This window comes from Mesorhizobium humile, assembly GCF_033977215.1.
GTDB classification, from domain to species: Bacteria; Pseudomonadota; Alphaproteobacteria; order Rhizobiales; family Rhizobiaceae; genus Mesorhizobium; species Mesorhizobium humile.
Genome location: NZ_JAVIIV010000011.1, coordinates 207,101 through 226,073, shown reverse-complemented (window position 1 = coordinate 226,073; position 18,973 = coordinate 207,101). Strand labels below are relative to the sequence as shown.

The window sequence follows — 18,973 nt, the reverse complement described above, 5'->3', positions numbered from 1 at the left end:
GACCGCCGCGGCGCTTCCAAGTCACGGCATGGATCCTCGGGTCTGCGCGCGTCGCTTCGCTCCTTGCTCCGTCCGTGGATGACGACCGCGATAGGCGTCTCGGCCAATCGCCAAGGCATGGGACCTGCCAATGCATACGAACCAATCGGTCAAAACTTCCGTGTCAAGGAACTAGGCGAGCAAAGGCCGCAGCAACAACTCGACGCCGAGCAAGATGAGAAAAGTCAGGAACCAGCGGCGGAAAGTCGCCGGGCTGATTTTCCGGCGCAGCACCTGCCCCAGCCACATGCCGAGCAGGGCCGGCAGTACGGCAAGCGAGGACATCGCCAGATGTCCGGCCTCGAAAGCGCCATGCGAGGCAAGGCCCAGCGCCAGGGCGATCGTCGACACCGTGAAGGAAAGACCGAGCGCCTGGATCAGATCGTCCCGGCTCAAGCCCAGTGCCTGGATATAGGGGACGGCGGGCACCACGAAGACGCCGGTGCCGCCGGTGACAAGGCCAGTGAGGAACCCCACGACCGGCGACGACCAGCGCTCGGCAGGTGCCGGCACCGTCGGCTGCCGCGCGAGCAGGCTGTAGGCGGCATAGACGATCAATGCCGCGCCGAGGCCGGCGGTCGTCCATTTGACATTGTCGCTGGCGAGCAGCCGCGAGCCGGCGGTGGTGCCGATCAGGATGCCTGCCATCATCAGCCACAGCCGGCGCAGGATGGCGGAAAAACTCGGGCCGGCGAAAAGCTGCCAGACATTGGTGATGAAGGAGGGCACGATGAGCAGCGATGCCGCGGTCACCGGCGGCATCATGGTGCCGAGCAATCCCATGGCCAGCGTCGGCAGGCCCATACCGGTCACGCCCTTGACGATCCCAGCGAGCAGGAAAGTGATTGCAACGGTGGTTGTCAGCAGCAGGGAGAAATCGGACATCGCCCTTCATGGTCCGACGCCACATGCTTCAAAAGAGCCAGAGATGCTCGTTGCCGGTGGCACAATAAAAAAGCGGCGCCTCTCGGCGCCGCTTCCGTCTCGGGAGGGAGACGTCGTCCAGGGTGGAGCCAGCCGATTACGCGGCGGCTTTGGCCTCGATCTGCTTGGCCTTGTCCGAAGACTGGGTGATCGCGATCTTGCGCGGCTTCAGCTCCTCGGGAATGTTGCGCTTGAGGTCGACGAAGAGCAGGCCGTTCTTCAGCGTCGCGCCTTCGACCTCGACATGGTCGGCGAGCTGGAAGCGGCGCTCGAAAGCGCGCGAGGCGATGCCGCGATAGAGCAGCTCGGAACCCTCGCCATCGCCCTCTTCCTTGCGCTCGCCCTTGACGGTGAGCACGTTGCGGTGGGCTTCGATCGAAATCTCGTCTTCCGAGAAGCCGGCAACGGCCATCGAGATGCGGTAGGCGTTCTCGCCGGTGCGCTCGATGTTATAGGGCGGATAGGTCTGCGCGGTCTCGGGCTGGCCGAGCGAATCGAGCATGGTGAAGAGCCGGTCGAAGCCGACGGTCGAGCGATAGAGCGGGGAAAAATCAACGTGACGCATGAGGTGTTCTCCTTTGAGCAACATGGTTTGCGTATGACCCGGTGCGAAACCCTCGAAAGGCGTTCCGGATAGGCCAGCGGCCCCGACATCAGCGGCCGCAACCTTCATTTGGGAAGCGCAAAAAGCCATTTCAAGGCTTTTGACCGGCGCAAAACCGCCATGTTGATGAACGGCGGATGAACCCAGGCTTCGGCATCCGTTCAGCCACGCGTCGCTAAGCTTCAGCCAAGGTCGAGCAGTTCCGGGAAAAACGCGAAGCGGTTTACGCCAGGAATTGCGTCACGACAAAGAGACAAGCGGCGCCTCCTTTCCCGTGCCGCGACGAGGCCGAACCGGGTGCAACGTCCCTTCCTCCCGGATCGACAGAGGCCGGAAGTGCGCCGCAGGCACTTCCGGCCTTCCCATTTCAAGGCGGCTGCGTAAATCCTCGCAACGCCTTTGCTTTTGCCGCCTGGCCGTCTATCACCATGGCCGACGCCTCGCCCGTCCGGGCAAAGGTCAACCAACGACGCGCCGAATGACGGATCTTTTCCATCTGACCGAGGACAATCCCGCGCCGCAGAATGCCGCGGGCGGCTTCTTCACCACGCGTGACGGCAAGAAGATCCGCTACGGCGTCTTTGCCGCTGTCGCCCGTCCGCTGCAGGGCACGGTGGTTCTGCTGACCGGCCGCAACGAATGCATCGAGAAATATTTCGAGACCATTCGCGATCTCGCCGACCGCGGCTTCGGCGTCGCTGTGCTCGACTGGCGCGGCCAGGGCGATTCCAGCCGCCTGCTGCGCAACCGCCAGCGCGGCTATGTCCGCAGCTTCCGCGACTATACGCGCGACCTCGAGCAGTTCTTCGAGGAGATCGTGCTGCCTGACTGCCGCGGCCCCTATTACATCCTCGCCCACTCCACGGGCGCGGTGATTGCGCTGCTTGCCTCGCCGTCGATGGTCAACCGCGTGCGCCGCATGGTGCTGCTGACGCCCTTCCTCGCCGTGCCCGACCTGCCTGTTTCGATAAGCACGGTGCGCCGCATCTGCGCGATCTTCTGCGCGCTGGGTCTTGGCTGGCTCTATGCCGCGCTCGGCCCGCGGCCGAAAGTGCCGCCGCCTTTCGAGCTGAACAAGGTGACCTCGGATCCCGCGCGCTATCGGCGCAATGTCGGCATCTACGAGGCCTGGCCGCATCTCGCGCTCGGCGGCCCGACGATCCGTTGGCTCAAGGCCGCCGCCGCGGCTGCGGAAGCCGTCAGCGATCCGGACTTCATGGCAAGGGTCAAGGTGCCGATGCTGATCGTCGCCGCCGGCGCCGACCGGGTGGTCTCGACCAGGGCGGTGGAAGCCTATGCCAGGAAACTGCGCGTCGGCTCGCTGTTGATGATCGACGGCGCCGAGCACGAAATCCTGCAGGAGAAGGACATCTATCGCGAGCAGCTCCTGGCCGCTTTCGACGCCTTCATTCCCGGCACCGGCGACGCTCCCTGATCGCGATCGAAATCCTGCGGCGGCCAGCCCTCGCCGCTGAGCGCATCAGCCGCGCAGCGCCGCCATCGCCGCAGCGTGAAGCTCGGGCGTCGCCGCCGCCACTATGTCGCCGCCCTTCTCCGCCGGTCCGCCTTCGAAAGTGGTGATGACGCCGCCGGCCTTCTCGATGATCGGGATCAGCGCAACGATGTCGTAGGGCTTCAGGCCAGGATCGGCGACGATGTCGATGCTGCCCGCGGCCAGCATGGCGAAGGCGTAGCAGTCGGTGCCGTAGCGGGCGAGTTGCACCTTTGTCTCGAACTGGTCGTAGCGCTTGCGCGCATCGCCCTTGAACAGGGCCGGCGTGGTCGTGAACAGCGTCGCTTGCGCAAGGTCGGTCGTCTTGCGGGTGGCGAGCCTGCGCGGGCCGCCCGGTCCTTCGTAGTGCGAACCGGACGCGTTGGCATAGAACAACTCGCCGGTGAAAGGTTGCGACATCATGCCGGCGACCGCCTCGCCGTCGACGGTCAGCCCGACCAGCGTTCCCCACACCGGGACGCCGGAAATGAAGGCGCGGGTGCCGTCGATCGGATCGATCACCCAGACATGCCGGCTGGCGAGGTTCTGGCTGCCATGCTCCTCGCCGAGAATGCCGTGCTCGGGATATTCGGCGGAAATCAGCGCCCGGATCGCGCGCTCGGCTTCGCGATCGGCCTCCGTTACCGGATCGAAGCTTCCCGCCTCCTTGTTGGCGACCGCCCCCTGGCTGCGGAAGCGCGGCAAGGTTTCGGCGGCGGCGGCATGTGCGATGCGCCGCATGAAATCGGTGCTGATATCCAAGTCGCTCTCCCCATCGCGGCCTTTGCCGGCCGCTCTTTCTTGCGAACAGGCGCCGAAGACCGGTCAGACGCCCGTCTTCTGTTGCCCGAATGTCACATTTGAGCCGCCGAAGCGGAATTTCCACATCATATTGAATTAAAAAAGCCTGCTGTCGATTGACATTTGTGCGGCGCACAATAATTTTGTCATCGGACAGGTTTTCCTGTCCATGCCCTCCTTGGGCGTTTCCTCCCTAGACTTCGACCGTGTCGTGAAAACGATGCGGTCTTTTTTTCGAGCAATTGCAGGAAAAGTGTGAGGCGGTTTTCCGTCCGGAATTGCGTTTTCAAAGAACTCGGCGCGCCGACCGCCCCGTCATTCCGCCGCCAGCGGCAAATCGACGAAATGATGGTCGGGCATCGACATCAGGTCGGCTGAAAAACGGGTCAGGTCGCGGGCCAAGGTGTCGAAGCCGGCCGATTTCTGGAACGTCCGCTCGTCCATGTAAAGCCCGCGATTGACCTCGATTTGCAGCGCATGCAGATGCCGTGCCGGTCTGCCGTAATGCTCGGTGATGAAGCCGCCGGCATAGGGCTTGTTGTGCGCGACCGTGTAGCCCATGCCGACAAGCAGGCTGATCGCCATTTCGGTCAGCGCCGGCGAGGCCGAGATGCCGAACCGGTCGCCGATGATGAAGTCGGGCCGCACGCCATTGTCGCCGACGCGTATGCTGGCCGGCATCGAGTGGCAGTCGATCAGCACGGCATAGCCGAACCTGGCATGCGTCCTGGTCAGGAGCCGCTTCAGCGTCTCGTGATAGGGCTTGTACACCGCTTCGATGCGTCCCACTGCCTCGGCCAGCGGCAGCCGCCCCGGATAGATATCGAGCCCCTCGCCGACCAGCTTCGGCACCGTGCCGAGCCCGCCGGCGACGCGCGCCGACCGGATGTTGCAGAAGGACGGCACCGGCTCCGCGAACATGCGCGGGTCGAGCTCCCACGGCTCGCGGTTGACGTCGAGATAAGCGCGCGGAAAGTTCGCCGTCAGCAGCGGTGCGCCGAGCGGCACCGCGCCGCCGAAAAGCTCCTCGACATAGCAGTCCTCCGACCGGCGGATGGCATTGCGGTCGAGCCGCGCCATGGCCAGGAACCGGTCCGGATAGTGGCGGCCGCTATGCGGTGAGTTGAACAGGAAAGGGACGCGCTGTTCGGCGCCCGATCGGATTTCGAAGGGTGGAACGACCGAAAAATCCTCGGCTGCCGTCTTCAATTTGTACGAACCAGGATGAAGCACTGCGTCATGACGTAAAACTGCCACCTTGCGCCCGGCATGTCCAGCATTTCAGGCGGCGAAACCGCGCCCTAAACCGCATGTCGCATGCCCTTCATTCACTTGATGTTTACCGGCTCCATCTCATATACAGGATGGTTAACGGCCTTGCCCGGCGGCAGGCTTGGGGCGGGTGATTCGGACGGGACATGATGGCACGCATTCTGCTGGCGGAAGACGATGACGATATGCGCCGCTTCCTCGTCAAGGCGCTGGAACGCGCCGGCTACCAGGTAAGCGATTTCGACAATGGCGCCAGCGCCTATGAGCGGCTGCGCGAGGAGCCGTTCTCGCTGCTTTTGACCGACATTGTCATGCCGGAAATGGACGGCATAGAGCTCGCCCGCCGCGCCACCGAGATCGACCCGGACCTCAAGGTGATGTTCATCACCGGCTTTGCCGCGGTCGCCCTCAATCCTGATTCCAAGGCACCCAAGGACGCCAAGGTGCTGTCGAAGCCCTTCCACCTGCGCGATCTCGTCAACGAGGTCGAGAAGATGCTGCAGGCGGCCTGAGCCGTCCTTAGGGTGCATCGAGGCCTGCGTCGACAAGCACTTCGCCGATGCGACAAACGGAAGCCGTCTTTCCACATTCCCGCTATTGACGCGCCGGATCAAAAGTGGTGTATGCGCGGCGTCGGATGGGCGTGTAGCTCAGCGGGAGAGCACTGCATTGACATTGCAGGGGTCACAAGTTCAATCCTTGTCACGCCCACCATCCTTTCAATAACTCAGCCACTTGGTTTGGCACCGCCCCCGGGCAGCACCGTTTAAAGCTGCTACCCGAGATCCCCTTCGAACATCACGAGCACACGATTCGACGCCTTGAGCGCGAAGCGCATGGCTTCCTCATAGGCCGGGTCGGCATAGCAGGCCTTGGCGATCTCCAGCGACGGAAATTCCACCAGGACCATGCGCTTGGCATCGCGCGCCTCGACGAGCAACGGCGGTTGCTTCGTCGTGTTGGCGCGTGCCTGGTACTTTTCGCCGATCGGCTTCCAAAGCCGGCCATATTCGGCCTGCGCTTCCTGGTCCGAGATTTCGGTTCCGACGATGAGCCAGTATCCCTTCACGCTGAAGCGCTCCCTCATGATTGCAGGCCTACACCATGAACTCGCCGCCGTTGATGTGCAACAAATGGCCGGTGACGAACTTGCCCATATCCGATGCGAGATAGAGGCAGGCATTGGCGACGTCCTCGGCTGTCCCCAGCGCCCTTAGCGGCACGGTCGCCTTAACATGCTCGTAGGTTTCCGCGAGGTTGGGGTACCACGCAGCGTTCCTGTCGGTGTCCAGCCATCCGGGGGCAATGCTGTTGGCGGTCACACCGTCCGGCCCGCATTCCAGCGCCACGGCCTTCGCCAGCCCGTGCATGCCGTGCTTGGCGGCAACGACATGCGCCCTGTTTGCCAGCGGGAAAAGCGCATCTGTGCCGGCCATGTAAAGCAGGCGCCCATACTTCCTTCTGCGCATGTGCGGCAGCACCGCCTGGGTTAGGATGAATGCCGACCCAAGGTTGGTGTTGATCACTTTCTGCCAGTCCTGAACGGTAATCTCCTCGATGCGCTGATGCGGTCTTATCCCCACGCAGGATACCGCGATGTCGACGCCGCCGAGCTCCGCGGCTGCCCTCTCGACCAGAGCGTTCATGGCGATCTCGTCGGTGCCGTCGCAGATAGATGCCAGCGCCTCGACACCGAGGGATCGAGCCTCGTCCGCGACGGCCTCGATCTTGGCCGCGTCGCTGCCGCCAGTTATGACGATGTGCGCCCCGGCTCGAGCGAACGCCAGGGCGGCGGCCTTGCCGATGTTTTGACCGGCCGCTGTGATGACCGCCACCCGCCCCTTCAAGCCGGAAACTTCCATATGCTCACCTGTAGTCACAGTCGCGTTGACGGATCGCGTCCTTTTCGGACCGATCATTTTGCAAGATGAGAACCAAAGCCGAGGCTCCGCGGAGAAGCAAGCCGAAGCGATAGCCAAGCGTGTCGGCAAGCGACTTCGCATTGACCATGGCCAGAAGGCGGCCGCCCAGACCGTCGTCCCTTGTCGCCGCTATGAGCTTCGATCGGGGATCATGCCGAGCCAAGACGGATGTCGCCCTTCTCGACATGTTCGAGGAACCAGGCATAGGTCTGCTTCAGTCCGTCGCGCAGCGCGTATTTCGGCCGCCAGCCGGTCGCGAACAGGCGCGACACATCCATCAGCTTGCGCGGCGTGCCGTCCGGCTTCGTCGGATCGAACACGATCGTGGCGCCGGCGCCGACGACCGATACGACGGCGCCGGCAAGCTCGGCGATGGTGACGTCCTCGCCGCTCCCGACATTGACGTGGCCGTCGCCGGAATAATTCTTCAAAAGCCAGACAAAGGCATCGGCCGCGTCGTCGACATGCAGGAACTCCCGCATCGGACGGCCCGATCCCCACACCTGCAGGGTCTTTTGACCGGTGAGCTTCGCCTCATGCGCCTTGCGCATCAGCGCCGGCACGACATGGCTGCTGTCGAGGTCGAAATTGTCGCCCGGACCGTAGAGATTGGTCGGCATGACCGAGATGTAGTTGACGCCATATTGCCGCCGGTAGGCCTGGCAAAGTTTCAAGCCGGCTATCTTGGCGACGGCGTACCATTCGTTGGTGGGTTCGAGCGGGCCGGTGAGCAGCGCGTCTTCCGGGATCGGCTGCGGCGCGAGCTTTGGGTAGATGCAGGACGAGCCCAGGAACAGGAGCTTCCGCACCCCGCTGCGGAAGGCAGCCTCGATGACGTTGGTCTGCACGACGAGGTTTTCGTAAAGGAAATCCACCGGGAAGCTGTTGTTGGCCAGGATGCCGCCGACCTTGGCGGCCGCCATGATCACCGCGTCCGGCCGCCGGTCCTCCATCCAGCGGCGCACGCCGGCCTGGTCGAGAAGGTCGAGCTCGCTTCGCGCCACCGTCACGATCTCGCAATTCTCGCCCGCCAGGCGGCGCACCAGCGCCGAGCCGACCATGCCGCGATGGCCGGCGACGAAAATGCGCTTTCCCTTGAGATCGAAGGTCTGATCCATCCGGCAGCCTCCGCCATTGCCGTATTCGTCCGCGCCCGTTTTCGGCAAGCGAATACGATTTACCGGCGGAACGCAAATCCCCCGCGCGGGGGATGACCTCAGATGCCGGCCATCGCCAGCAGGGTCTTCATCCTGGCGACGGCCAGCTCGGGGTCGGCCAGCAGACCGGCCTGGTCGGAGAGGCGGAAGACATCCGCGTAATGGCATATGCCGCGCGCCGACTGCATGCCGCCCACCATGGTGAAGTGGTTCTGATGTCCGTTCAACCAGGCCATAAACACGATGCCCGCCTTGTAGTATTCCGTCGGCGCCTCGAAGATCTTGCGCGACAGCGGCACTGTCGGCGTCATCAGCGCGTCGTAGCCCGCCCTGTTGCCTTCCGCCAGTTTCGCCAGTGCGGCGTTCGCCACGGGGGCGATGGCGTCGAAGATGCCGAGCAGCGCGTGCGAGTGTTTCCTGCCGTCGCCGGCGATCAGCTCGGGGTAGTTGAAGTCGTCGCCGGTGAACATCATCACCCCGTCGGGCAGTCGGTCGCGCAGCAGCACCTCCTTCTCCGCATCGAGCAGCGATATCTTGATGCCTTCGACCTTGTCGGCGTGCCGCTCGATGATGGCCACGACCGTGTCCAGCGCCGCGCCGAAATCGTTGCTGCCCCAGTAGCCCTTGAGCGCCGGATCGAACATGTCGCCCAGCCAGTGCAGGATGACCTTGCCCGATGCCTGGGAGAGCATCCGGTCATAGACGCGGGCATAATCGTCGGGACCTTTTGCCACCGCCGCCAGCGCGCGGCTCGCCATCATGATCGCCTTGCCACCCTCGCCTTCGATGAAGGCGAATTGTTCTTCATAGGCGCGGATGACGTCGTCGAGCGTCTTGGCCGCAGCCGGCGTCAGGTGATCGGTCCCAGCTCCCGATGCGAGGTCGGCGCCCGGCACCGTTTTAGCCTCCGCGATCGAACGCCGGATCAGTTCCTTCGCGCTCGCCCAGTCGAAACCCATGCCGCGCTGGGACGTGTCCATGGCCTCGGCGATGCGGAAGCCGAGCCGCCACAGATGGTGGCGGAACGCCATCGTCCTGTCCCAGTCGACCGCCGGCCGCGACCACGGATTGGTCATGGCGATGGGGTCGGCAACGACATGGGCGGCGGCATAGGCGACGCGCGAAAAACGCGCGCCCTTGATCGCTTCGACTGGTTTGCCGACGAGCCGGTAGCTGACCCGGTCGCCGTTTGCCGCAGGCAAGATGATGTCCATGGAACCTCTCCCGTTGCGGTCGCTATAAATGGAACGTTCCAATAAATCAAGAAGCTTTATGATCCAAGGCGCTCAGGCCGACCGAGCATATCGCCTCCATCGAGTAACCCTTGCATTCATTGGAGTTTTGAACCGCTTCAATCAATTTTTCGAATCCCGGCCGGAATCACGATTGACTCTGATTTGGATCAATGATTAGAACGTTCCAATAAAGTTGCTCGAAAATTGGAGGACATGACGAGGATGGCCAGCCGGGCCAAGGCGACGATCCTGGACATCGCCCGCGAGGCCGGCGTGTCCAAATCGACGGTATCGCTCGTGCTACAGGGCAGCGGGCTGATCCGGCCTGAAACCGCGGTCAAGGTGCGCAAGGCGATCGAGGATGTCGGCTATGTCTACAACCGCGGCGCCGCCAATCTGCGCAAGGCCCATTCCAATGTCATCGGCATGGTGATCAACGATCTCACCAACCCGTTCTTCGCCGAGCTTGCCGTCGGCATGGAACGCGTCTTCCAGGCGGCAGGCATCGTGCCCTTCATCGCCAACACGGCCGAGAACCCGGTGCGCCAGGAAGAGGTGCTGAAGTCGCTGATGGAGCAGGGCGTGGCTGGCCTCATCGTCTCGCCGGCGCGCGGCACCACGCCGGGCGCCTTCCGCCGCATCGAGACGGCCGGCGTGCCGATCGTCTTTGCCATGCGCCGCCTGCCCGACAGCCGCATCCCGGTGATCGCGCCGGACAATCATCGCGGCGCGGTGCTTGCCACCGAGCATCTGATCCGCAGGGGCCATCGCCGCCTGGCCTTCTTCGGCGGCTCATCCGACCTCGTCGTCTATCACGAGCGCCTGGGCGGTTTCCTCGAAGCCTGCAAGACGCTTGGCATCTCGGCCTCCGATCGGCTGATCGTCGAGGGCGAGACCAGCCGCAAGGGCGGCATGGCTTGCCTGGAGACGGCGCTTGCCGCGGCCGAACCGCCGACGGCCGCACTCTGCTTCAACGACGCGGTCGCCTTCGGCGTCATGCTGGCGCTGCGCCGGCGCAATCTGGAGGCGGGAGTGGACTTTGCCGTCGTCGGCTTCGACGACGTCACCGAGGCCGAGCACTATAGTCCGGCGCTGACCAGCGTTGCCGTCGACACAGCGGGCCTCGGCGAGCGCGCGGCCCATGTCATGCTGAAGATGATCCAGTCTCGCACCACGCGCGCCGAGGACCATACCGGCGCCGTCAGCCTGGTCGTGCGGGAAAGCTGCGGACCGGACCGCAACAGCCAAGTGGGAGACGCGGCATGAGCGTGCGATGGGGACTGATCGGCGCCAGCACGATCGCCAGACAGTTCATGATCGATGCCATCCGCGCGCAGGCCGATGGCGAGGTCGCTGCCGTGATGAGCTCGAATTCCGAGCGCGCGAAGGCCTACGCCCACGAGAACGGCATTCCGGCCGCCGTCTCGACCCTCGATGCGCTGCTCGGCGCCGATATCGACGCCGTCTACATCTCCACAACCAACGAATTGCATCTCGAACAGGGGCTTGCCGCCATCAAGGCCGGCAAGCATGTGCTGTGCGAGAAGCCGCTGGCGCTGACCAGCGACGATGCCAGAAAGATGGTCGCCGCGGCGAAAGCGGCCCGCATCGTCTTCGGCACCAATCATCATTTGCGCAATGCCGGCGCCCACCGTGCCATGCGCGAGGCGATTGCCGCCGGCCGCATCGGCAAGCCGGTCGCGGCGCGCGTCTTCCATTCGGTTTTCCTGCCGGAGAACCTTCAGGGCTGGCGCATCACCAGGCCGGAAGCCGGCGGCGGCGTGGTGCTCGATATCACCGTGCACGATGCCGACACGCTGCGCTTCGTGCTCGGCGACGATCCGGTCGAGATCTCGGCCTTCACCCAGTCGGCCGGCATGGCCGGCGGCGGGCTGGAGGACGGCGCCATGTGCATCTGGCGCTTCAAGTCCGGCGTCATTGCGCAGTCGCATGAGGGGTTCACGACGAAATTCGCCGGCACCGGCTTCGAGGTGCACGGATCGGAAGGCTCGCTGATCGCCACCGATGTGATGACGCAAAAGCCGGTCGGCTCTGTGCTGCTGCGCACCGCGAGCGGGGAAGAAGAATTGAGCTTCGACCGCGAGGATCTCTACACCCGTTCGCTGCGTCAGTTCCATGCCGCGATCCGCGGCAAAGGCCAGCCCTCCGCCACCGGCGAGGACGGCATCTGGTCGCTGGCCTCTGCCGAGGCGGCTTTGCAGTCGGCGAAGACCGGCAAGACTGTTTCAATCGATCCGAAACTCGGGAGCGGAAATTGAGCAAGGTCGTTTCCGCGGCGCATGCCGCCAGCCTGATCAAGGACGGCATGGTCGTCTCGGTGTCGTCGTCGAGCGGCCTCGGCTGCCCGGACGCCGTGCTTGCCGCGATTGGCGAGCGTTTCGACACGCAAGGCCATCCGAAGGCGATCACCACGCTGCATCCGATCGCCGCCGGCGACATGTACGGCATCAAGGGCATCGACCATCTCGCCAAGCCGGGTCTGTTGAAGCGCACGCTCTGCGGCTCCTACCCATCGGGCCCCTCCTCCGCCGAGCCGCCGCAGATCTGGAAGATGATCGGCGACAATTCGGTCGCCGCCTACAACGTGCCTTCGGGCATCCTGTTCGACATGCATCGCGAGGCCGCCGCAAAACGGCCGGGCGTGCTGACCAAGGTCGGCCTCGACACCTTCGCCGACCCGCGCCACCAGGGCTGTGCCATGAACGCGGCGGCCAGTGAGCCGATCGTTTCGGTACAGCAGTTCGACGGCGAGGAATGGCTCTATTTCCGCGCCATCGTGCCGAACATCTCGATCATCCGCGCCACCACGGCCGACGAGCGCGGCAACCTGACCTATGAGCACGAAGGCGCCTATCTCGGCGGCCTGGAGCAGGCGCTGGCGGCCCGCAACAATGGCGGCATCGTCATCGCGCAGGTGAAGCGCGTCGTCGAGAACGGCACGCTGAAGCCGCATGACGTGCGCGTTCCGGCCGTCCTGGTCGACCATATCGTGGTGGCGCCCGACCAATTGCAGACGACGCAGACACCTTATGACCCGGCGATCTCGGGCGAGATCTTCCGGCCGCTGTCGAGCTTCCGCACGCCGGAGATGAACGTCCAGAAGGTCATCGCGCGCCGCGTCGCCATGGAATTGCGCGACGGCATGGCCGTCAACATCGGCTTCGGCATCTCCGCCAACGTGCCGCGCATCCTTCTCGAGGAAGGCCAGCACGGCAAGGTCACCTGGGTGATCGAGCAGGGCGCGGTCGGCGGCGTGCCGTTGCTCGACTTCAAGTTCGGCTGCGCCTCGAACGCGGAGGCGATCATGCCCTCGCCACACCAGTTCATCTACTTCCAGGCCGGCGGCTTCGACGCCTCGCTGCTCTCCTTCCTGCAGATCGATCGCCATGGCTCGGTCAACGTGTCGAAGCTTTCGGCGCGGCCGCATGTGACGGCCGGCGCGGGCGGCTTCGTCGACATCACGTCGCGGGCGAAGAAGATCGTCTTCTCCGGTTTCTTCAACGCCGGCGCCAAGCTCTCGCTGGCTGACGGTGCCATCCGCATCGACCAGGAAGGCAAGGTCAAGAAGGTGGTCGAGGAGGTCGAGCACATCTCCTTCTCGGGAAAACGCGCCGTCGCCCAGGGCCAAGACATCACCTATGTCACCGAGCGCTGCGTGATGAAGCTGACGCCGGACGGGCTGATGGTCACGGAACTGGCGCCGGGCATCGACCTCGAACGTGACGTGCTGGCGCAGGCCGAGATCCCGCTTGGCGTCGCCAACGACCTCAAAGTCACGCCCGCCTCGCTCTACCAGGACCGGCCGATCGGCCTGTCGCTCAATGGCGGCGCTTCGCTCGGAGGCACGCATGGCTGAGCGTCTCGTCACTTTCGAGCAGGACGGCGCCATCGGTGTCGTCACATTGCGCCGGCCGGAAAAGTTCAACGCGCTCGACATTCCGATGCTGCGTGCCCTCGAAGCGGCGCTCGACGAGGCGGAGCTGGCCGAGGGCGTGCGCGTCGTGCTCATCCGTGGCGAAGGCAAAGGCTTTTGCGCCGGCGGCGACGTCGAAGCCTGGGCACAATTAAGCGCCGCCGACTTCCAGGTACAATGGGTGCGCTACGGCCACCGTGTCTTCGACCGGCTGGCGCGGCTCAGGCAGCCGACCATCGCCGTGCTGTCCGGTCATGCTTTGGGCGGCGGACTGGAACTGGCCGCGGCCTGCGATTTCCGCGTCGCCGAAACCCAGGTGAAGCTCGGCTTCCCGGAAACCTCCATCGGCGTCGTGCCCGGATGGTCCGGCACCCAGCGCGCGGTGCGCCGCTTCGGCGCGCAAATCGTGCGACGCATGGCGCTGGGTGGCGAGATTTTCCTGGCGACAGACGCGCTTGCTCTCGACGTCGTCGACCGCGTCGTCGAGACCGGCAAGGCCTTCGATGAAGCGAAAGCCTGGGCTGAAAAAATCGCCGAACGCGGGCCGCTGGCGACCGAAGCCGCCAAGCTGATGATCGGCGTTGCCGAGGGCGAGGAAAACGCCGCCGCGACCGAGGCGCTGGCCAGCGGCTTCATAGCGCTCACGGCCGACCTCAAAGCCGGCGTCGGCGCCTTCAAGGCCAAGCAGAAGCCGGCCTTTTCGAGATCCTAGAGAAGAAACGATGAACGCACCGCTCAACATCTCCATGCCGGTCGAGGCGTCCCAGGCACCGAAGGCCTACAAGCTTTTGATCGACGGCAAGCATGTCGACGCCCGCGACGGCCGCAGCATCGAGCGCGCCAGCCCTGGCCACGGTTTTGTCGTCTCGCGCTATGCCCAGGCGAGCGCTGCGGACGTCGAGGCGGCGGTACAGGCCGCGCACAAGGCTTTCGAGATCGGTCCATGGCCGCGCATGAAGGCGTCGGAACGCGCGGCGGTTCTGCTGAAGGCCGCCGACCTGATCGAGACCCGGCTGGCAGAGATCGCGCGCCTCGACGTGCTGGAATCCGGCAAGCCGATCGCCCAGGCGCGCGGCGAGATCGGCGGCGCGGTGGACATCTGGCGCTATGCCGCTTCGCTTGCCCGCACGCTGCATGGCGAAAGCTATGCCAATCTGGGCGACGATATGCTCGGCGTCGTGCTCCGCGAGCCGATCGGCGTCGTCTCGATCATCACGCCGTGGAATTTCCCCTTCCTGATCGTCAGCCAGAAACTGCCTTTCGCGCTCGCCGCCGGCTGCACGGCGGTGGTGAAGCCGAGCGAGATGACGTCGGCCTCGACCTTCGTGATCGGCGAAATCCTGCTCGAGGCTGGATTGCCGGCCGGCGTCGTCAACATCCTCGCCGGCTTCGGCGCCGATGTCGGCGCGCCGATGGTCAGCCATCCGCTGGTCGAGATGGTCTCCTTCACCGGCTCGACCCGTGTTGGCAAGACGACCATGGCCGCCGCTTCCGATTCCTTGAAGAAGGTCTCGATGGAACTCGGCGGCAAGAACGGCCAGATCGTCTTTCCCGACGCCGACCTCGAGGCGGCGGCGGATGCCGCGGTGTTCGGCGGCTTCTTCAACGCCGGCGAATGCTGCAATGCCGGCAGCCGCCTGATCGTGCATGAGGCGATCGCCGACGACTTCCTCAACGCGGTCAAGGCGCTGTCCCGGAAGGTCCGCGTCGGCGATCCGCTCGACGATCGCACCAAGGTCGGCGCGATGATCTCGGCCGACCATATGGAAAAGGTAGCCGGCTATGTGACGGCGGCGGAAACCGACGGCGGCAGCGTTTTCGCCGGCGGCGCCCGGCTTGCCTCCAATGCCGGCCAATATCTCGATCCGACCATCATCCGCAATGTCACCGAGGATATGGCGATCGCGCGCGAGGAAGTGTTCGGGCCGGTGCTGTCCGTGCTCACTTTTGAAACGATTGAAAAGGCATTGCGCATTGCCAACAACACGCCCTATGGTCTGTCTGCAGGGGTATGGAGCGCCAGCATCGATACGTGCATGTCGGTGGCGCGCGGTGTGCGTTCGGGGACGGTTTGGGTGAATACGTTCATGGAAGGTTATCCCGAACTGCCCTTCGGCGGCTACAAGCAGTCCGGTCTGGGACGTGAACTCGGCAAACGCGCCGTCGAGGATTATACCGAGGAAAAGACTATCCAGTTTCATCGCGGCCAGCGCACCGGTCGGTGGGTCGGCTGAGTTGGGAGACCCCGGCGGACACCCGCCGGTTATGTGCATGCAACAAGGGAGGTAGTACATGTTGCGCAAACTGCTTATCGGAACGGCTCTTGCAACGAGCTTTGCGTTCTCGGCGCATGCCGCGGACGTCAAGGAAGTGCAGATGCTGCATTGGTGGACGTCGGGCGGCGAAGCGGCTGCTCTGAACGTGCTGAAGCAGGATCTGGCCAAGGAAGGCTATGCCTGGAAGGACGTGCCGGTAGCCGGCGGCGGCGGCGACGCCGCCATGACCGCGCTGAAGGCTATGGTCGCGGCCGGCAACTATCCGACCGCATCGCAGATGCTTGGCTACACCGTGCTCGACTATGCCGCCGCCGGCGTCATGGGCGACCTGACCGAGACCGCCAAGAAGGAAGGCTGGGACAAGTCGGTTCCGGCGGCGCTGCAGAAGTTCTCCGTCTATGATGGCAAGTGGGTCGCGGCTCCGGTCAACGTCCACTCGGTCAACTGGCTGTGGATCAACAAGGCGGTGATGGACAAGATCGGCGGCACCGAGCCTAAGACCTTCGACGACTTCATCGCCCTGCTCGACAAGGCCAAGGCTGCCGGCGTCACCCCGCTCGCTCTGGGTGGCCAGAACTGGCAGGAAGCCACCATGTTCGACTCCGTCGTGCTGTCGACCGGCGGGCCGGAATTTTACAAGAAGGCGATGAACGATCTCGATGAGGAGTCGCTCAAGTCCGATACGATGAAGAAGTCGTTCGACAACCTCGCCAAGCTCGTCAAATATGTCGACCCGAACTTCTCGGGCCGCGACTGGAACCTTGCCACCGCCATGGTCATCAAGGGCGACGCGCTGGTTCAGGTCATGGGCGACTGGGCCAAGGGCGAGTTCCACGCCGCCAAGAAGACCCCGGGCACCGACTTCCTTTGCTACCGCTTCCCGGGCACCGACGGCTCGGTGATTTACAACTCCGACATGTTCGGCATGTTCAACGTTCCGGACGACCGCAAGGCCGCCCAGATCGCTCTGGCCACCGCCACCCTGTCGAAGAGCTTCCAGTCGGCCTTCAACGTGGTGAAGGGTTCGGTCCCGGCCCGCACCGACGTGCCTGACACCGACTTCGACGCCTGCGGCAAGAAGGGCATCGCAGACCTGAAGAAGGCCAATGACGGCGGCACGCTGTTCGGCTCGCTGGCCCAGGGCTATGGCGCCCCGCCGGCCGTCGCCAACGCCTACAAGGATGTCGTGTCGAAATTCGTCCATGGTCAGATCAAGACCTCCGACGAAGCCGTGACCGAACTGGTCAAGGCGATCGACGACGCCAAGTGAGGTTCACTTGAACCAAATCTCCCCCGCTTCGGCGGGGGAGGTCTCCTGTCGACAAAAGGTGTGGGACAAAACCCTGGTGCGATTTCGCGCTGGGCTGTTTCCGACCAACCGGTACTGGATGAGCCGATGAGCACAGTCGCCGAGACCCAGATCAAGCTGACACCGGAGCACGACGCCCGCCCTGGCGCGTCGGTCCGTTCGCGGCTGCAGGACCTGCTGCCGAAGATCGTATTGGCGCCAAGCTTCGCGGCGACGATCGTCTTCGTCTACGGCTTCATCCTGTGGACGATCTATCTGTCCTTCACCAACTCCAAGACCTTCCCGTCCTACGACATCACCGGCGCCCGGGCCTATCAGCGGCTGTGGCGCTGGACCTTCGAAAGCGACCCGCCGTCGAGCTGGTACACCTCGATCACCAACATGGGCATTTTCGGTTTCCTCTACATCGCCATCTGCCTGGCGCTCGGCCTGTTCCTGGCCATCTTGCTCGACCAGAAGATCCGCGGCGAAGGCGTCTTGAGGCCGATCTATCTCTACCCGATGGCGCTCTCCTTCATCGTCACCGGCGTCGCCTGGAAATGGTTCCTCGACCCCGGCCTCGGGCTGGAGCAGACGCTGCATCAATGGGGCTGGACGAGCTTCCACTTCGACTGGATCAAGAACAAGGATTTCGTCATCTACACGGTGGTCATCGCCGGCGTCTGGCAGGCATCCGGCTTCATCATGGCGATGTTTTTGGCCGGGCTTCGCGGCATCGACGGCGAGATCATGAAGGCCGCGCAGATCGACGGCGCATCCACCTTCCAGCTCTACCGCCGCATCGTCATTCCGCTGCTCAGGCCCGTGTTTCTGTCGGCCTTCATCGTGCTCGCGCACCTCGCCATCAAGTCCTATGACTTGGTGGTGGCGCTGACCAGCGGCGGCCCCGGCGGCTCGGCCTGGCTGCCCTCCAACTTCATGTATGAGTTCACGTTCAAGCGCAACGAAATGGCGGTCGGCTCGGCAAGCGCGGTGATCATGCTGATGACCATCACGGCCATCATCGTTCCGTATCTCTATTCCGAGCTCAGGGAGAAGTCGCGATGAGCGCCGTCGCTTCACCCGCCCGCCAGGCCTCAAGCGGCGTCCGCGCCAGAACGTTCAACCGCATCGTGATCTACGGGCTGCTCGCGCTGTTCGCGATCTTCTATCTGATGCCGCTCTTCGTCATGCTGGTCACCTCGTTCAAGACCATGGAAGAGATCCAGAACGGCAACATGCTGTCGCTGCCGCATGCGCCGACCTTCGCACCATGGATAAAGGCGTGGAGCGAAGTTTGCTCGGGCCTGACTTGCGTCGGCATGAAGGGCTACTTCTGGAACTCCATCAAGATGGTCGTGCCGGCGGTGCTGATCTCGACGCTGCTCGGCGCTTTGAACGGTTATGTGCTGACCAAATGGCGCTTCCGCGGCCACACGCTGGTCTTCGCGATGATGCTGTTTGCCTGCTTCATTCCGTTCCAGTCGGTGCTGTTGCCGATGGCAACGATCCTCGGCAGCCTCGGCCGCTTCGGTGTCACCCTGCAGAACGCCACCGGCTTCAACTTCGGCCTCGGCAATTCGACCGTCAATCTCGTCTTCGTCCATGTGGTCTACGGCCTTGGCTTCACCACACTCTTCTTCCGCAACTATTACGAAGCCTTCCCCACCGAGTTGATCAAGGCGGCACAGGTCGACGGCGCCTCCTTCTTCCAGATATTTCGGCGCATCATGCTGCCCAATTCGCTGCCGATCATCGTGGTGACGGTGATCTACCAGTTCACCAACATCTGGAACGACTTCCTGTTCGCCTCCGCCTATGCCGGGTCCGGCGACGTGATGCCGATGACGGTGGCGCTGAACAACGTCGTCAACACTTCGACCGGCGTCGTCGAATACAACGTCAACATGGCGGCGGCGATGATTGCCGCGCTCCCCACCTTGATCGTCTATGTCGTCGCCGGCCGTTATTTCGTGCGCGGGCTGATGGCTGGCGCGGTCAAGGGCTGACCCTGTTTTCTGAAGGAACG

At 63.9% G+C, this 18,973-nt stretch carries 18 protein-coding genes and 1 tRNA gene; 11 read left to right on the top strand and 8 right to left on the bottom strand.

Annotated features, from left to right (window positions below; translation table 11 throughout):
- Positions 1-171 precede the first annotated feature (171 nt).
- Positions 172-924 (bottom strand): sulfite exporter TauE/SafE family protein, encoded by a 753-nt coding sequence (locus tag RFM52_RS18485; protein ID WP_320293107.1) that lies wholly within the window; start codon positions 922-924, stop codon positions 172-174.
- Positions 925-1,060: 136 nt separating this feature from the next.
- The gene (locus RFM52_RS18480; RefSeq protein ID WP_320293106.1) at positions 1,061-1,528 is read right to left on the bottom strand and encodes an Hsp20 family protein; all 468 of its coding nucleotides are present in this window, start codon (positions 1,526-1,528) and stop codon (positions 1,061-1,063) included.
- 517 nt (positions 1,529-2,045) lie between these two features.
- On the opposite strand from RFM52_RS18480, the gene RFM52_RS18475 reads away from it, so the two are divergent.
- Positions 2,046-3,002 carry an alpha/beta hydrolase gene (locus RFM52_RS18475; protein ID WP_320293105.1) on the top strand — a complete coding sequence of 319 codons (957 nt, stop codon included), beginning with the start codon at positions 2,046-2,048 and terminating at the stop codon, positions 3,000-3,002.
- A gap of 45 nt (positions 3,003-3,047) precedes the next feature.
- Here RFM52_RS18475 and hisN read toward each other — a convergent pair whose 3' ends face one another.
- Both hisN and RFM52_RS18465 read right to left on the bottom strand, forming a co-directional pair.
- Positions 3,048-3,821 (bottom strand): histidinol-phosphatase, encoded by a 774-nt coding sequence (hisN, locus tag RFM52_RS18470; RefSeq protein ID WP_320293104.1) that lies wholly within the window; start codon positions 3,819-3,821, stop codon positions 3,048-3,050.
- Positions 3,822-4,175: 354 nt separating this feature from the next.
- Positions 4,176-5,117, bottom strand: a complete 942-nt coding sequence (locus RFM52_RS18465; protein WP_320293103.1) for an N-formylglutamate amidohydrolase — start codon at positions 5,115-5,117, stop codon at positions 4,176-4,178.
- 164 nt (positions 5,118-5,281) lie between these two features.
- Here RFM52_RS18465 and cpdR point away from each other — a divergent pair, with 164 nt between their 5' ends.
- Both cpdR and RFM52_RS18455 read left to right on the top strand, forming a co-directional pair.
- On the top strand, positions 5,282-5,644 hold the full coding sequence (cpdR, locus tag RFM52_RS18460; RefSeq protein WP_006199474.1) for a cell cycle two-component system response regulator CpdR: 363 nt from the start codon (positions 5,282-5,284) through the stop codon (positions 5,642-5,644).
- 127 nt (positions 5,645-5,771) lie between these two features.
- Positions 5,772-5,846: transfer RNA gene (locus tag RFM52_RS18455), tRNA-Val, on the top strand.
- A gap of 61 nt (positions 5,847-5,907) precedes the next feature.
- Here the strand turns inward: RFM52_RS18455 and RFM52_RS18450 are convergent.
- The 4 genes from RFM52_RS18450 to RFM52_RS18435 all read right to left on the bottom strand — a co-directional run bounded on the left by RFM52_RS18450 (position 5,908) and on the right by RFM52_RS18435 (position 9,425).
- Positions 5,908-6,201 (bottom strand): DUF1330 domain-containing protein, encoded by a 294-nt coding sequence (locus tag RFM52_RS18450; protein ID WP_320293102.1) that lies wholly within the window; start codon positions 6,199-6,201, stop codon positions 5,908-5,910.
- 28 nt (positions 6,202-6,229) lie between these two features.
- Positions 6,230-7,051, bottom strand: coding sequence for an SDR family NAD(P)-dependent oxidoreductase (locus RFM52_RS18445; protein ID WP_320327869.1), 822 nt, complete (start codon positions 7,049-7,051; stop codon positions 6,230-6,232).
- A gap of 152 nt (positions 7,052-7,203) precedes the next feature.
- On the bottom strand, positions 7,204-8,172 hold the full coding sequence (fcl, locus tag RFM52_RS18440) for a GDP-L-fucose synthase (RefSeq protein WP_320293100.1): 969 nt from the start codon (positions 8,170-8,172) through the stop codon (positions 7,204-7,206).
- A 98-nt stretch (positions 8,173-8,270) separates the two neighbouring features.
- On the bottom strand, positions 8,271-9,425 hold the full coding sequence (locus tag RFM52_RS18435) for a dihydrodipicolinate synthase family protein (RefSeq protein ID WP_320293099.1): 1,155 nt from the start codon (positions 9,423-9,425) through the stop codon (positions 8,271-8,273).
- Between the two features lie 243 nt (positions 9,426-9,668).
- On the opposite strand from RFM52_RS18435, the gene RFM52_RS18430 reads away from it, so the two are divergent.
- The 8 genes from RFM52_RS18430 to RFM52_RS18395 all read left to right on the top strand — a co-directional run bounded on the left by RFM52_RS18430 (position 9,669) and on the right by RFM52_RS18395 (position 18,953).
- Positions 9,669-10,712 carry a LacI family DNA-binding transcriptional regulator gene (locus RFM52_RS18430; protein ID WP_320293757.1) on the top strand — a complete coding sequence of 348 codons (1,044 nt, stop codon included), beginning with the start codon at positions 9,669-9,671 and terminating at the stop codon, positions 10,710-10,712.
- Positions 10,709-11,725 (top strand): Gfo/Idh/MocA family protein, encoded by a 1,017-nt coding sequence (locus RFM52_RS18425; protein WP_320293098.1) that lies wholly within the window; start codon positions 10,709-10,711, stop codon positions 11,723-11,725. Before RFM52_RS18430 ends, RFM52_RS18425 begins: the two co-directional genes overlap by 4 nt.
- On the top strand, positions 11,722-13,323 hold the full coding sequence (locus RFM52_RS18420) for an acyl CoA:acetate/3-ketoacid CoA transferase (protein WP_320293097.1): 1,602 nt from the start codon (positions 11,722-11,724) through the stop codon (positions 13,321-13,323). Before RFM52_RS18425 ends, RFM52_RS18420 begins: the two co-directional genes overlap by 4 nt.
- The gene (locus tag RFM52_RS18415; protein WP_320293096.1) at positions 13,316-14,092 is read left to right on the top strand and encodes an enoyl-CoA hydratase/isomerase family protein; all 777 of its coding nucleotides are present in this window, start codon (positions 13,316-13,318) and stop codon (positions 14,090-14,092) included. Before RFM52_RS18420 ends, RFM52_RS18415 begins: the two co-directional genes overlap by 8 nt.
- A 10-nt stretch (positions 14,093-14,102) precedes the next feature.
- A complete protein-coding gene (locus RFM52_RS18410) occupies positions 14,103-15,614 on the top strand; it encodes an aldehyde dehydrogenase family protein (protein WP_320293095.1) in 1,512 nt (503 codons plus the stop codon).
- A 58-nt stretch (positions 15,615-15,672) separates the two neighbouring features.
- Positions 15,673-16,926 (top strand): ABC transporter substrate-binding protein, encoded by a 1,254-nt coding sequence (locus RFM52_RS18405; RefSeq protein WP_320293094.1) that lies wholly within the window; start codon positions 15,673-15,675, stop codon positions 16,924-16,926.
- A gap of 126 nt (positions 16,927-17,052) precedes the next feature.
- Complete coding sequence (locus tag RFM52_RS18400; protein WP_320293093.1) at positions 17,053-18,012, top strand: carbohydrate ABC transporter permease; 960 nt, start codon at positions 17,053-17,055, stop codon at positions 18,010-18,012.
- A complete protein-coding gene (locus tag RFM52_RS18395) occupies positions 18,009-18,953 on the top strand; it encodes a carbohydrate ABC transporter permease (protein ID WP_320293092.1) in 945 nt (314 codons plus the stop codon). Before RFM52_RS18400 ends, RFM52_RS18395 begins: the two co-directional genes overlap by 4 nt.
- Positions 18,954-18,973: the final 20 nt, after the last annotated feature.

Bases quoted from the DNA above. Each gene is read 5' to 3' on its own strand.
- RFM52_RS18480 (WP_320293106.1), bottom strand. From the start codon at position 1,528: ATGCGTCACGTTGATTTTTCCCCGCTCTATCGCTCGACCGTCGGCTTC.
- RFM52_RS18430 (WP_320293757.1), top strand. From the start codon at position 9,669: ATGGCCAGCCGGGCCAAGGCGACGATCCTGGACATCGCCCGCGAGGCC.
- fcl (WP_320293100.1), bottom strand. From the start codon at position 8,172: ATGGATCAGACCTTCGATCTCAAGGGAAAGCGCATTTTCGTCGCCGGC.
- RFM52_RS18485 (WP_320293107.1), bottom strand. From the start codon at position 924: ATGTCCGATTTCTCCCTGCTGCTGACAACCACCGTTGCAATCACTTTC.
- RFM52_RS18400 (WP_320293093.1), top strand. From the start codon at position 17,053: ATGAGCACAGTCGCCGAGACCCAGATCAAGCTGACACCGGAGCACGAC.
- RFM52_RS18425 (WP_320293098.1), top strand. From the start codon at position 10,709: ATGAGCGTGCGATGGGGACTGATCGGCGCCAGCACGATCGCCAGACAG.
- RFM52_RS18415 (WP_320293096.1), top strand. From the start codon at position 13,316: ATGGCTGAGCGTCTCGTCACTTTCGAGCAGGACGGCGCCATCGGTGTC.
- RFM52_RS18405 (WP_320293094.1), top strand. From the start codon at position 15,673: ATGTTGCGCAAACTGCTTATCGGAACGGCTCTTGCAACGAGCTTTGCG.
- cpdR (WP_006199474.1), top strand. From the start codon at position 5,282: ATGGCACGCATTCTGCTGGCGGAAGACGATGACGATATGCGCCGCTTC.
- RFM52_RS18445 (WP_320327869.1), bottom strand. From the start codon at position 7,051: ATGATCGGTCCGAAAAGGACGCGATCCGTCAACGCGACTGTGACTACA.
- RFM52_RS18435 (WP_320293099.1), bottom strand. From the start codon at position 9,425: ATGGACATCATCTTGCCTGCGGCAAACGGCGACCGGGTCAGCTACCGG.
- RFM52_RS18395 (WP_320293092.1), top strand. From the start codon at position 18,009: ATGAGCGCCGTCGCTTCACCCGCCCGCCAGGCCTCAAGCGGCGTCCGC.
- RFM52_RS18410 (WP_320293095.1), top strand. From the start codon at position 14,103: ATGAACGCACCGCTCAACATCTCCATGCCGGTCGAGGCGTCCCAGGCA.
- RFM52_RS18475 (WP_320293105.1), top strand. From the start codon at position 2,046: ATGACGGATCTTTTCCATCTGACCGAGGACAATCCCGCGCCGCAGAAT.